The 12,331-nt window shown below is 68.9% G+C and carries 13 protein-coding genes; 8 read left to right on the forward strand and 5 right to left on the reverse strand.

What is annotated here, in order from left to right; translation table 11 throughout:
* The first annotated feature begins 21 nt into the window (after nt 1-21).
* Nucleotides 22-846 (forward strand): transporter substrate-binding domain-containing protein, encoded by an 825-nt coding sequence (locus N5D62_RS00635; protein ID WP_279755391.1) that lies wholly within the window; start codon nt 22-24, stop codon nt 844-846.
* On the opposite strand, the gene N5D62_RS00640 is transcribed toward N5D62_RS00635, so the two are convergent.
* Nucleotides 797-1,885: an NAD-dependent epimerase/dehydratase family protein gene (locus N5D62_RS00640; RefSeq protein WP_279755603.1), complete on the reverse strand. Its 1,089-nt coding sequence runs from the start codon at nt 1,883-1,885 to the stop codon at nt 797-799. The two genes, N5D62_RS00635 and N5D62_RS00640, sit on opposite strands and share 50 nt — an antisense overlap.
* A 107-nt stretch (nt 1,886-1,992) precedes the next feature.
* Here N5D62_RS00640 and N5D62_RS00645 point away from each other — a divergent pair, with 107 nt between their 5' ends.
* A complete protein-coding gene (locus N5D62_RS00645) occupies nt 1,993-2,892 on the forward strand; it encodes a LysR family transcriptional regulator (RefSeq protein WP_279755392.1) in 900 nt (299 codons plus the stop codon).
* 47 nt (nt 2,893-2,939) lie between these two features.
* Here N5D62_RS00645 and N5D62_RS00650 read toward each other — a convergent pair whose 3' ends face one another.
* Nucleotides 2,940-3,890 carry an MBL fold metallo-hydrolase gene (locus N5D62_RS00650; protein ID WP_279755394.1) on the reverse strand — a complete coding sequence of 317 codons (951 nt, stop codon included), beginning with the start codon at nt 3,888-3,890 and terminating at the stop codon, nt 2,940-2,942.
* A gap of 321 nt (nt 3,891-4,211) precedes the next feature.
* On the opposite strand from N5D62_RS00650, the gene N5D62_RS00655 reads away from it, so the two are divergent.
* The 5 genes from N5D62_RS00655 (at nt 4,212) to N5D62_RS00675 (ending at nt 8,923) form a co-directional block, all read left to right on the forward strand.
* On the forward strand, nt 4,212-4,982 hold the full coding sequence (locus tag N5D62_RS00655) for an ABC transporter ATP-binding protein (protein ID WP_279755395.1): 771 nt from the start codon (nt 4,212-4,214) through the stop codon (nt 4,980-4,982).
* On the forward strand, nt 4,982-5,692 hold the full coding sequence (locus N5D62_RS00660; RefSeq protein WP_279755396.1) for an ABC transporter ATP-binding protein: 711 nt from the start codon (nt 4,982-4,984) through the stop codon (nt 5,690-5,692). Before N5D62_RS00655 ends, N5D62_RS00660 begins: the two co-directional genes overlap by 1 nt.
* An 85-nt stretch (nt 5,693-5,777) precedes the next feature.
* Entirely contained in the window at nt 5,778-6,986 is a 1,209-nt protein-coding gene (locus N5D62_RS00665) for an ABC transporter substrate-binding protein (protein WP_279755398.1), read from the forward strand.
* Between the two features lie 75 nt (nt 6,987-7,061).
* Entirely contained in the window at nt 7,062-7,949 is an 888-nt protein-coding gene (locus N5D62_RS00670) for a branched-chain amino acid ABC transporter permease (protein WP_279755399.1), read from the forward strand.
* Complete coding sequence (locus N5D62_RS00675) at nt 7,946-8,923, forward strand: branched-chain amino acid ABC transporter permease (RefSeq protein ID WP_279755400.1); 978 nt, start codon at nt 7,946-7,948, stop codon at nt 8,921-8,923. The genes N5D62_RS00670 and N5D62_RS00675 overlap by 4 nt, the downstream gene beginning before the upstream one ends.
* Here the strand turns inward: N5D62_RS00675 and N5D62_RS00680 are convergent.
* Both N5D62_RS00680 and N5D62_RS00685 read right to left on the reverse strand, forming a co-directional pair.
* Nucleotides 8,907-9,461 carry a hypothetical protein gene (locus tag N5D62_RS00680; protein WP_279755401.1) on the reverse strand — a complete coding sequence of 185 codons (555 nt, stop codon included), beginning with the start codon at nt 9,459-9,461 and terminating at the stop codon, nt 8,907-8,909. The genes N5D62_RS00675 and N5D62_RS00680 overlap by 17 nt on opposite strands.
* Nucleotides 9,462-9,518: 57 nt before the next feature.
* Nucleotides 9,519-10,694, reverse strand: a complete 1,176-nt coding sequence (locus N5D62_RS00685) for a helix-turn-helix domain-containing protein (protein WP_279755402.1) — start codon at nt 10,692-10,694, stop codon at nt 9,519-9,521.
* An 87-nt stretch (nt 10,695-10,781) separates the two neighbouring features.
* Between N5D62_RS00685 and ubiA the strand changes: the two genes are divergently transcribed.
* Nucleotides 10,782-11,699, forward strand: a complete 918-nt coding sequence (gene ubiA / locus N5D62_RS00690; RefSeq protein ID WP_279755403.1) for a 4-hydroxybenzoate octaprenyltransferase — start codon at nt 10,782-10,784, stop codon at nt 11,697-11,699.
* On the opposite strand, the gene N5D62_RS00695 is transcribed toward ubiA, so the two are convergent.
* Nucleotides 11,700-12,314: a DUF4337 domain-containing protein gene (locus N5D62_RS00695; protein ID WP_279755404.1), complete on the reverse strand. Its 615-nt coding sequence runs from the start codon at nt 12,312-12,314 to the stop codon at nt 11,700-11,702.
* Between the last annotated feature and the right edge of the window lie 17 nt (nt 12,315-12,331).

Consider the following 12,331-nt stretch of genomic DNA (forward strand, 5'->3'; position numbering starts at 1 on the left):
CGCGCCAGCGCACGGCCTGTCATGCCCGCTTCCTACACTGGTGCGATGCCCCACGTGATCGAGCCCTCGCCGGAGCGCCGCCGCTGCTGCCTCCTGCTCGCGGCCGCGCTGCTGCCGGGCGCGATGCCGGCGGCGGCCTGGGCCTCCCGGCGCCCCGCGGACGGCCCCGGCGAGCTGGTCGGCTTCACCGAGAACCTGCCGCCGCTGAACTACGCCGACAACGGCGTGCCGCGCGGCTTCGCCACCGAGCTGCTGCAGGCGATGGCCGCCGAGGCCGGCCAGCGGCTGCGCGTCGAGGTGCTGCCCTGGCAGCGCTCGGTGCAGGAATCGGCGCGGCAGGCCGACAGCGTGCTGTTCTCGCTGACGCGCACGCCGGAACGCGAAGCCCAGTTCCGCTGGATCGGGCCGATCAGCCCGCGTCGCATCCTCGTCTACCGGCTGAGCCATCGCACCGAGGTGCGGCCGGCCAGCCTGAAGCAGCTCAACGGCTGGCGGCTGGGCGTGTCGCGCGACTCGGCCTCGGCCAAGCAGTTGCTGGCGGAAGGCCTGCGTCCGGAGACCGACCTGGAACTGGGGCTGGACGACGCCACCAACCTGCGCAAGCTGCTCGCCGGCCGCATGGACCTGATCGTGCTGCTGGACTGGGCCGCGGCCTGGCACCTGCGCGAGATGAAGCTGCCCTACGAGGCGCTGACGCCGGTGCTGCCGCTGGACGTGGACAAGTCCTACTGGTTCGGGATGCCGGCGGACGGCGATCCGGCCCTGGCGCGGCGGCTGCAGGCCGCGCTGGACCGGATCAGGCGGGACGGGCGCTACGAGCGCCTGCGCCAGCAGTACTTCGCGTGAGCGCGTCGGTCGGCGCGTCCGGCAGGCAGCCCAGCGAGGCCAGCGTGCGCTCCACCGCCAGCTCCAGCGGCGTGTGCGGCACGCCGCCGTCGCGGCGCAGCTCGGCCGCCAACCGGGCGCCGTCCATGCGCAGCGGCTCGCGCCACAGGTAGCGCATCTCGGCGAGTTCGCGGAACAGCGGCACCACCGGCTGCGCCAGCCGCACCGCCCACCACGGGAAGCGCGCGAGCTTGGGCATCGCGCCGGTGCGGCGCTTCACCACGCGCTGGATCGCCGCCGCCATCTGGCGGCCGTCGGCGTCCCAATGGCCTTCGAAGTGGAAGCGGGCGAACGCGGGCAGCGCGTCTCGGCGCGCGATCAGCGCCGCCATCGCCGCCGCGACGTCGGGCAGGTAGGCCCACTGGTGGCCGACGCCGTCGGTGCCCGGTTGCTGGATCCGCGTCACCGGCCGGCCCGGCGTCACCAGGCCCTGCGAGAACCAGTTGTTGGCCGCGCCCGGGCCGAAGAAGTCGCCGGCGCGCAGCACGATGGCGCGGAACTGGCCGCGCTCGGCGCCCTCGCGCAGGCGGCGTTCCATCTCCACCCGGATCGCGCCCTTGCGGGTCCGCGGGCGCTGCGGCGCGTCCTCGGCCGGATGCGGCAGCGCGTCCGGGCCGAAGTTGTAGACGGTGCCCGGCAGCACGACGGTCGCGCCGCGCGCCGCGGCGGCGGCGATCGTGTTGTCGAGCATCGGCAGCACCAGCTCGCTCCAGCGGCGGTAGCCGGGCGGGTTCACCGCGTGGACGATCACGTCGCAGCCCTGGGCGGCACGCTGCACATCCTGGGCGTCGAGCGCGTCGCCCCGCAGCCAGTGCAGGCCGTCGCGGTGCTCGGACTCGCCGGCCAGTCCGCGCTGGAGCGCCTTGACCGTCCAGCCGGCGTCGCGCAGCGCCCGGGCCACCGCGCCGCCGATCCCGCCGCTGGCGCCCAGCACCAGCGCCGTGCGCTTGGCCACCGCCGTCATCGCGGCCAGCACGCCGATCGCATCCATCGAAGTCATCGCATCCATGTTCCGCTCCTGTTGTGGGGAAGGCATGGGACGGATTCTGGGAAATGGCGACTTTCCTGAAAATTACCGAGCATCGACGGGCAGCTATACATTTCTGTATGGCTTCGACGATCGCATGGGAGTGGTATCGCTCCTTCCTGGGGGTGTTGCGCGAGGGCTCGCTATCCGGCGCGGCACGGGTGCTGGACCTGACGCAGCCGACGGTGGGCCGGCACGTGGCGGCGCTGGAGGCGCAGGTGGGGCAGTCGCTGTTCGTGCGCACGCCCGCGGGCCTGCTGCCGACCGAGGCGGCGCTGGCCTTGCGGCCTTACGCGGAGGCGATGGACAGCACGGCGGCCGCGTTGGAGCGCACCGCGCGCAGCCATGGCGACGGCGTGCGCGGCGTGGTGCGGGTGACCGCGAGCGAGGTGGTCGGCGTGGAGATCCTGCCGCCGCTGATCGCCGCGCTGCGGGAACGGCATCCGGCGCTGGTCGTGGAACTGGCGCTGACCAACAAGGTCCAGGACCTGCTGCGGCGCGAGGCCGACATCGCAATCCGGATGACCCCGCCGAAGCAGGAGCAGCTGATCGCGCGGCGGGTCGGGGTGATCGAGCTCGGCCTGCATGCGCATGAGCGCTACCTGGCGGCGCGCGGGACGCCGGCGTCGATGCCGGCGCTGCTGGCCGACGGGCATGCGCTGATCGGCTACGACGACACGCCGCCCTACGTGCGGGCGCTGGCGCGGCGCTTCCCGCAGTTCGAGCGGGAGAACTTCGCGGTGCGCGCGGACAGCGACCTGGCGCAGCTGGCGCTGATCCGCGCGGGCGCGGGGATCGGGGTCTGCCAGACGGGACTGGCCAGGCGCGACCCGGCGGTCCGGCGCGTGCTCGCCGAGGTCTTCAGCATCCCGCTGGAGACCTGGATCACGATGCACGAGGACCTGCGCGACAGCCCGCGCTGCCGGGTGGTGTTCGAGGCGCTGGTCACCGGCCTCGAACGGCACATCGAGGCCGGCTGAGGCGCCCGGGACACGCCGGGCGCCGGGCGCCGGGCGCCGGGACCGCCTTACGGCTTGATGCTGTAGTTCGCCGGCACCCAGCGGTAGCCCTTGCCGTCCTTGGCCACGTGGCCCAGGCCCGGGAAGGACACATGCGCGATGGCGACCCAGTAGCCGTTCTTCGCCGCGTCCGCGTAGGCCGCCTGGCGCTGCGGCATCGCGCGCTTGGAGTCGGTGTCGAAGCTGATCGTCACCGTCGGGTCCGGGAACTGCACCGCCGCGACGTGCATCAGGTCGCCCCACACCGCCAGCTTCTGGCCCTGGCTCTGCACCAAGTAGACCGTGTGGCCCGGCGTGTGGCCGTAGGCCGCGTGCGTGCGGATGCCCGGCACCAGCTCCGTCTCGCCGCTGAACGGCTTGAGCCGGCCCGCGTCCTGGTACGGCTTGAGCGCCGCGATCGCCGCGCCGAAGAAGTCCTTGTGCGCCGGATCCTTCGCCGCGTTGTCCGCGTTCAGCCAGAAGTCCGCGTCCTGCTGGTCCATCCGGACCACGGCGTTGGGGAACAGCGCCTGTCCGTCCTTGGTCAGGCCCGCCGTGTGGTCGGGGTGCAGGTGGGTGATGTAGACCTCGTCGACCTGCTCGGGCTGGTAGCCCGCCGCCTTCAGGTTGGCCATCAGCTTGCCGGTCGTGGGACCGAAGGCGCCGTTGGCGCCGGTGTCGATCAGCACCAGCTTGGTGCCGGTGTTGACCAGGTAGGCGTTGATCGAGGTCTCGACCGGCGGCTTCAGGAAGCTCTTGCCCAGCGCCTTCGCGACGGTGCCGGGCTTGGCCTTGTCCATCAGCTGGTCCACCGGCAGGTCGATCGTGCCGTCGTTGAGCGCGGTGATCTCGAAGTCGCCGAGCATCATCCGGTAGTACCCCGGCGCCTGCGTCTTCACCTGCGGCGCGGCGGCCTGCGCGCCGGCGGCGGCGAGGGCGAGCGCGAGACCGAGGACGGCGAATCTTCCGGAACGGATCATGGGGAACCTCCTGTGCATGTCATGGGTGTCTTCGAGCAGGCGCGCAGCATAGCCACGCCGCGCCGGCACGACCCGCCCCGTTCGGAATAGGGACCCTTCTCCCTCGGGAGATTCGAGGGACACCACCGCGTCAATGGCTCCTTTGTGTCAGGGGCGCGGGGGCCCGCCGTCAGCCTCGTGAAAGGCAGCGCCGCGGTTCGAGGGTTAGCCCTTGCGCAATGCTGCGTAAAGGGTTTTACGCTGTCGGCGGCCCCTGCCAGGGCCCCTATATTCCTGGCTCCACTACAGAGGCACCGGCCACCGGCGCCCACCCTTGCGCCGATGAGCAACCTCATCCTGGAGACACGCAAACTGACCAAGGAGTTCAAGGGCTTCACCGCCGTGGACTCGGTCGACCTGCAAGTGCAGCGCGGGCACATCCACGCGCTGATCGGCCCCAACGGCGCCGGCAAGACGACCTGCTTCAACCTGCTGACGAAGTTCCTGACCCCGACCCGGGGCCAGATCCTGTTCAACGGCGCGGACATCACCGGCGAGAAGCCCGCGCAGATCGCGCGCCGCGGCGTGATCCGCTCGTTCCAGATCTCGGCGGTGTTCCCCCACCTGACGGTGCTGGAGAACGTGCGCATCGGGCTGCAGCGCTTCACCGGCACCAGCTATCACTTCTGGACCGGCCTGGCGGGGCTGCGCAAGCTCGACGACCGGGCGCTGGAGCTGCTGGAGCTGGTGGACCTGCGCGACATGGCCGCGCTGCGCGCCGCCGACCTGCCCTACGGCCGCAAGCGCGCGCTGGAGATCGCCACCACGATGGCGATGGAGCCCGAGCTGATGCTGCTGGACGAGCCCACGCAGGGCATGGGCCACGAGGACGTGGACCGCGTCACCGCGCTGATCAAGCGCGTGGCCGAGGGCCGCACCGTGCTGATGGTGGAACACAACATGAAGGTGATCAGCCGCATCGCCGACCGCATCACCGTGCTGGCGCGCGGCGCCGTGCTGGCCGAAGGCGACTACGCGACCGTCTCCCGGCACCCGAAGGTGCTCGAGGCCTACATGGGCTCCGAGGCCGCCGAGCTGCAGGGGGCGCATTGATGGCCTACGCGCTCGAGATCAAGGGCCTCCAGGCCTGGTACGGCGAGAGCCACATCCTGCACGGCATCGACCTCGCGGTCCCGCAGGGCCAGGTCTTGACGCTGCTGGGCCGCAACGGCGCCGGCCGCACGACCACGCTGCGCGCGATCATGGGCCTGACCGACCGCCGCAGCGGCTCGGTCAAGGTGCACGGCCAGGAGTCGGTGCACCTGCCCACGCACCGCATCGCGCGGCTGGGCCTGGGCTACTGCCCGGAGGAGCGCGGCATCTTCGCGTCGCTGAGCACCGAGGAGAACCTGCGCCTGCCCCCGACGCTCAAGGGCGGGCGCGGCAAGGTCATGTCCGAGGACGAGATCTACGCGATGTTCCCCAACCTGTCGGAGCGCCGGCACAGCCAGGGCACGCGGCTCTCGGGCGGCGAGCAGCAGATGCTGGCCGTCGCGCGCATCCTGCGCACCGGTGCCGACATCCTGCTGCTGGACGAGATCTCCGAGGGCCTGGCCCCGGTCATCGTCCAGGCGCTGGCCCGCATGATCACCGCGCTCAAGGCGCAGGGCTTCACCATCGTGATGGTGGAGCAGAACTTCCGGTTCGCCGCGCCGCTGGCGGACCACTTCGTCGTGATGGAACACGGGCAGGTCGTCGAGTCCTTCCCCGCCGCGCAGCTCGACGGCAAGCGCGCGCTGCTCGACGAGCTGCTGAGCGTGTAGCCCGGCGCGACATCCGGATTCCCTTCCGAGCTTCGAGTCTGAAACCCGCGTGGCCCGACGAGGCCGTTAGAAAAGGAGACAAGCGATGAAGACGACCCTCAAGACCGTTGCCCTGGCCTCGGTGCTGGCCTGCGGCAGCCTCGGCGCGCAGGCGCAGGTGTCGGGCGACGTGGTCAAGATCGGCATCATCACCGACATGTCCAGCGTCTACGCCGACATCGACGGCGCCGGCGGCGTGGAGGCCATCCGCATGGCCATCGCCGACGCCAAGGGCATGGTCGCCGGCAAGAAGATCGAGCTGGTCTTCGCCGACCACCAGAACAAGGCCGACGTGGCCGCGTCCAAGGCGCGCGAGTGGTTCGACACGCAAGGCCTGGACCTGCTGATCGGCGGCACCAACTCCGGCACCAGCCTGGCGATGGCCAAGGTGGCGGCGGAGAAGAAGAAGCCCTTCATCTCGATCGGCGCCGGCACCTCGCGCCTGACCAACGAGGAATGCACGCCCTACACCATCCACTACGCCTACGACACGGTGGCCCTGGCCAACGGCACCGGCGCGGCGGTGACCAAGGCGGGCGGCAAGACCTGGTACTTCCTGACGGCGGACTACGCCTTCGGCACCTCGCTGCAGAGCGACACCTCGGCGGTGGTGACCAAGTCCGGCGGCCAGGTGCTGGGCGCGGTGAAGCACCCGCTCAACGCGAGCGACTTCTCCTCGTTCCTGCTGCAGGCGCAGAGCTCCAAGGCGCAGATCCTGGGCCTGGCCAACGCCGGCGGCGACACCATCAACGCGGTCAAGGCGGCCAACGAGTTCGGCATCACCAAGACGATGAAGCTGGCCGGGCTGCTGATGTTCATCAACGACGTGCACTCGCTGGGCCTCAAGACCACCGAGGGCATGTACCTGACCGACAGCTGGTACTGGAACCAGAGCCCCGAGGCGCGCGCCTGGGCGCGCCGCTTCTTCGAGAAGATGAAGCGCATGCCGTCCTCGCTGCAGGCGGCGGACTACTCGGCGGTGTCGCATTACCTGAAGGCGGTCGAGGCGATCAAGGGCGACGACGGCGACAAGGTCGTGGCGCAGATGAAGGCCACGCCGATCAACGACTTCTACACCAAGGGCACGATCCGCAAGGAAGACGGCCGCGGCGTGCACGACATGTTCCTGCTGCAGGTGAAGTCGGCCAAGGAGTCCACCGAGCCGTGGGACTACTTCAAGGTCGTGACCCGCATCCCGGGCGACGACGCGTTCACCAAGCTGGCCGACTCCAAGTGCCCGCTGGTCAAGAAGTGATGACCTGATCCGCGCCGCGCGCGCCCGCCGATGCGGGACCGCGCGGCGCCCTGAACCGTAGGAAGAGCGACCCTTATGTCTGAGGTCTTCGGAGTTCCATTGCCGGCACTGCTGGGCCAGCTGCTGCTGGGCCTGGTGAACGGCTCGTTCTACGCGATGCTGTCGCTGGGGCTGGCGGTGATCTTCGGCATGCTGAACATCATCAACTTCGCCCACGGGGCGCTCTACATGATGGGCGCGTTCCTGGCGTGGATGGGGCTGGAGTACTTCGGCATCAACTACTGGGCGATGCTCCTGATCGCGCCGCTGATCGTGGGCGTGTTCGGGCTGGTGATCGAGCGGCTGCTGCTGCAGTGGCTCTACAAGCTGGACCACCTGTACGGGCTGCTGCTGACCTTCGGGCTGACGCTGGTGATCGAGGGCGTGTTCCGCTCCTTCTTCGGCGTGGGCGGGCAGCCGTACTCGGCGCCGGAGGCGCTGTCGGGCGCGACCAACCTGGGCTTCATGATCCTGCCCAACTACCGGGCGTGGGTGGTGGTGGCCTCGCTGGTGGTGTGCCTGGGGGTGTGGGTGCTGATCGAGAAGACCTCGCTGGGCGCGACGCTGCGCGCGGGCACGGAGAACCCGAAGCTGGTGCAGGCCTTCGGCGTGAACGTGCCGCGGCTGGTGACGCTGACCTACGCGGGCGGCGTGGCGCTGGCGGGGTTCGCCGGCGTGCTGGCGGCGCCGATCCTGCAGGTGAATTCGCTGATGGGCTCCAACCTGATCATCGTCGTCTTCGCGGTGGTGGTGATCGGGGGCATGGGCTCGATCCTGGGCTCGATCCTGACCGGCCTGGGCCTGGGCGTGATCGAGGGGCTGACCAAGGTCTTCTATCCGGAGGGCTCCAACACCGTGGTGTTCGTCATCATGGCGGCGGTGCTGCTGGTGCGTCCCGCCGGCCTGTTCGGCAAAGAGAAATGAACAAGAAACCGCTGGGCTACGGGGCCCTGTTCGTCGGCATCGCGCTGCTGCCGCTGCTGGGCGTGTACCCGATCTTCGCGATGAAGGTGATGTGCTACGCGCTGTTCGCGTGCGCCTTCAACCTGCTGATCGGCTTCACCGGGCTCTTGAGCTTCGGGCACGCGGCCTTCCTGGGCGCGGCGGCCTACGGCGCGGGTCACGCGCTGAAGGTCTGGGGTTTCCCGCCGCTGCTGGGGATCGCCTTCGGCACGCTGATGGCGGCGGTCGCGGGGCTGGTGTTCGGGCTGCTGGCGATCCGGCGTTCGGGGATCTATTTCTCGATGATCACGCTGGCGCTGGCGCAGATGCTGTTCTTCTACTTCCTGCAGGCGCCGTTCACCGGCGGCGAGGACGGCTTGCAGTCGGTGCCGCGCGGCAGCCTGCTGGGCATCAACCTGGAGAACGACACGGCGCTGTACTACCTGGTGCTGGCGGTGTTCGTGTTCGGGTTCTGGCTGATCTACCGGACGGTGCATTCGCCGTTCGGGCAGGTGCTGACGTCGATCCGCGAGAACGAGGCGCGCGCGACCTCGCTGGGTTACGACGCGGCGCGCTTCAAGCTGATGGCGTTCGTGATCTCGGCGGCGCTGGCGGGGCTGGCGGGGGCGACCAAGACGCTGGTGCTGGGCTTCGCGACGCTGACGGACGCGGTCTGGACGACGTCCGGCCTGGTGATCTTGATGACGCTGGTGGGCGGCATGGGGACGATGGTGGGGCCGATCGTGGGGGCGCTGGTGATCATCGCCCTGGAGAACAAGATCGGCGACCTGGGCCAGTGGCTGGCCAACGTGACGGGGGTGCAGTGGTTCACCGGGCTGGGCGAATCGGTCAGCCTGGTCACCGGGATGATCTTCATCCTGTGCGTGCTGGCGTTCCGCCGCGGCCTGGTGGGCGAGGCGGGGGCGCTGGTGGAGCGGTTCAGGAAGGGTGCTTGACCCCGGGGCCGAACACCTTGATGAAGGCCTTGTGTTTCGCGGCACGCCAGGCCTGCGGCAGATCCCCGTTGCGTTCGAGGGCTTCGTAGATCTCTCGGACGAGATCGTTGTCGATCATCTTCGCCGTACGCAGCTTGGCCAGCAGCTCATGTCCGTGCATCACCTCGATGCCAAATGTGTTGGCCAGGTCGTGCATGGCCAGGTCGTCGGTCACGACGGCAGCCTGGTGTACTTGGCCGAAAGCCAGGACACGGCAATCGACCCGACTCGGCGGCGTACGGCCCCTCGACGTGAAGCTCATGACCTCCTCGATGACCCAGTCGTAGAGGAACTTGGCTGTCATGTCCAGTTCCAGTTGCTCTGGCCTGGACAACCGGACGGCCTGCGCCAAACGTTCGGCAGCGGCACCTTCATCGGTTGAGAACCAGGGAAACAGGTGGCGCAAGCGGCCGCTGCGCAACACCTCATGCTCGACATCGGACAACACCGTCAGCACGTACTGCTTTTGCCCGAACGCGACGCCCAGTAGCGGTTTCACGCGTCGCGCGAGACGCAAGTACGCGCAGGTATCGAGCAACAGTAGCGTCAAAGGCGTTTACCTCGTCAGCACTGCGTGGAGGGCCGTCGCGTCAGCCAACGGCAGGTCCAGGATCTGCTGCAGATACGCGGGCCCGATGTCGTGCGCCTTCAACATCCGCTGGAGCGAAGGGAAGAACTCGCTTCGGAAGACGTTCTGAGCCGCGGCCAGGTAGGCGCCCGGGTCGGGAGGAGCCGTGCCGAAGAGGTCTTGCGCGACGGTCCTGCCTCGTACGGCACTGCGCACGGCGTGGATGTCGGCTCCCTCGTTCAGCGCCAGGGGCCTGAGACCGTGCGCCTTGGCGAATGCCTGGGCCTGGCAATAGACGGTGAACAGCGAAATCTCATGCGCGGTCGCATGTCGCATCAATGCCGCGACGACGTCCGCCTTGCGTCTGGCGGAGTTCGCTTCCCGCCATGCCCGTTCGGCGAGGGCTTGCGGAAACAGCAGGGCACCGGCAAAGGCGTCCGCGAAGTCTTCTCCCTCGTCGGAGCCGGCCAAGGGCGGCGTGTAGACATGCGCCAGCTCATGCGCCATCCAGAACTTGAAGTCCTCGATCCGCGCGTCGATATTCAAGTAAATGAACGTCACGCGCGTGGCCGGCAGCAGGATGTGGAGCGCGTTTTCATGGCGGCTCTTCTCGCCCCAGAGCACGGGCACGAGGAATGCGTCGTTCGCGGCGAACTCGCTGATCAGCACCGAGTACGCCAGTCTGGCGTCTTGCCCGATTCCGAGCTTGGCCCGCGTTTGCGCGACCGCTCGTTGGAGGTCCGCGTAGTCGGTACTCGGGTTGGGCAACTCGGTGCGCAATGCCCGGAGCTCAGGCAACGACGGGACCAGCGCTCGTAGCAGCTTGCCTCGCGTCACTGCATCGTCAACGTGCTGCTGTGTCGTCTTCGTCGCCGCTCGCTTGCGGAAGGCCACGACCGGACGATCAGGATCTTCGGCCTTGACCAATTGCCCCAGCGACAGCCGAAGCGTCGTCGCGAGCTTCAACAACTTGTCTGGTCGAGGAAGACCCTCTCCCTTCAACCACAACGTCACCGCCTGAGCCGAGACGCCAAGCGATTCGGCGAGCTGCTTTTGAGTCCACCCCTTTTGCGCGAGTGCGGCCTTGATGTTCTCGCTGTGGACAACCTTGTGCATAGAGGGTGGATTGTCGGTGGATATTGTTTGGCAATCAAGTTTTTTCAAGTTTGAAGTCCGTGTGTGCGTGAACGGCGCGGTGTGGTGCGGTGATGCGCTGGTTTGGAGATGTTCTTGAAAGCGACAATCCCCGCCATGACTCCCGCCGCCCCCTCTCCCGTCGCGCCGTCGCGTCTGTCGCTCTACCTGAACCTGATCCGCTGGGACCGGCCGGCCGGCACCTACCTGCTGCTGTGGCCGACGCTGTCGGCGCTGTGGATGGCCGCCGACGGCTGGCCGGGCTGGCACCTGCTGCTGGTCTTCACGATTGGCACCTTCCTGATGCGCAGCGCCGGCTGCGCCGTCAACGACGTCGCCGACCGCGACTTCGACAAGCACGTCAAACGCACCGCCCAGCGCCCCGTCACCGCGGGCCTGATCACCGTGAAACAGGCGCTGACGCTCGGCGCGGTGCTGGCGCTGGTCGCCTTCGCGCTGGTGCTCACCACCAATCCGCCGACCATCCTGCTGTCCTTCGCCGCGCTCGCGGTGACCCTGCTCTACCCGTTCACCAAGCGCTGGATCTCGATGCCGCAGGCGGTGCTGGGCGTGGCGTTCTCGTTCGGCATCCCGATGGCCTTCGCCGCGGCCCAGGGCGGCCGCGAATGGAGCCTGCAGGCGATCGCCGCGTCGGTGCCGCTGTCCGCCTGGGGGCTGCTGGTCGCCAACCAGTGCTGGGTGCTGGCCTACGACACCGAGTACGCGATGGTCGACCGCGACGACGACATCCGCATCGGCATCCAGACCTCGGCGCTGACGCTGGGGCGCTTCGACGTCATCGGCGTGATGGCCTTCTACGTCGTCTTCCTGGCGCTGTGGGCGGCGCTGGGGCTGAAGCTGGGCATGGGTCACTGGTTCCTGGCCGGCCTGGCCGTCGCGGCGGCGCAGGTGGTGTGGCACTACACGCTGATCAAGGACCGCACCCGCGAGGGCTGCTTCAAGGCCTTCCGCGAGAACCACTGGGTCGGCTTCGCGATCTTCGCCGGCACGGTGGCCGACCTGGCACTGCGCTGATCAGGACAGCAGCCGCACGATCATGTCCGGGTGCAGCGGCCAGCCGGCCAGGCCGGCCAGCCCCATCAGCACGCCGAAGCCGGTCGGCACCATGGCCACCGCGAACAGCGCCCACATCTGCGTCAGCGCGGTGATCGCCAGCATCGCGATCGCGATGGCGAGCAGCGCGTCGGACAGGTCGAACTGGTCGTCGCGGAAGTTGAGCGCGTCGTAGCGCTGCTGGTCGGACTCGGCCTGCTTGCGCAGCTCGTCCTTCTTGGCGGACTGCTCGGCGACGAGCGTCTCGTAGCGCGCGATCGCCTGCTGGTAGCCCTCGGCCGCCGAGGCGGGGGCGCCGACGGCCTGCAGCTTCAGCTGCGTCAGCGTGGCCTTGGCGACCTCCTCGCGGGCGTTGCGCGCCTGGTAGAAGGCCCAGTGGTCGATCTTGTCGGCCTGCGCCTGCTGCATGCCCTGGCCGATGTTGTCGTCCTTGATCTTGCAGATGCCCATGAAGGTCGCCAGCAGCGCGACCGTCACCGCGACCGCCACGTTCAGCCGCGACTGCGGCGGCGGCGCCTCCGGCCGGTCGATGGCCTGGCGGGCGTTCTCGATCAGTTCTTCGGGGTCGATGTCCATCGGCTCGGCTCGGGGCA

Source organism: Mitsuaria sp. GD03876 (genome assembly GCF_029840635.1).
In the GTDB taxonomy this organism is placed as follows: Bacteria; Pseudomonadota; Gammaproteobacteria; order Burkholderiales; family Burkholderiaceae_C; genus Roseateles.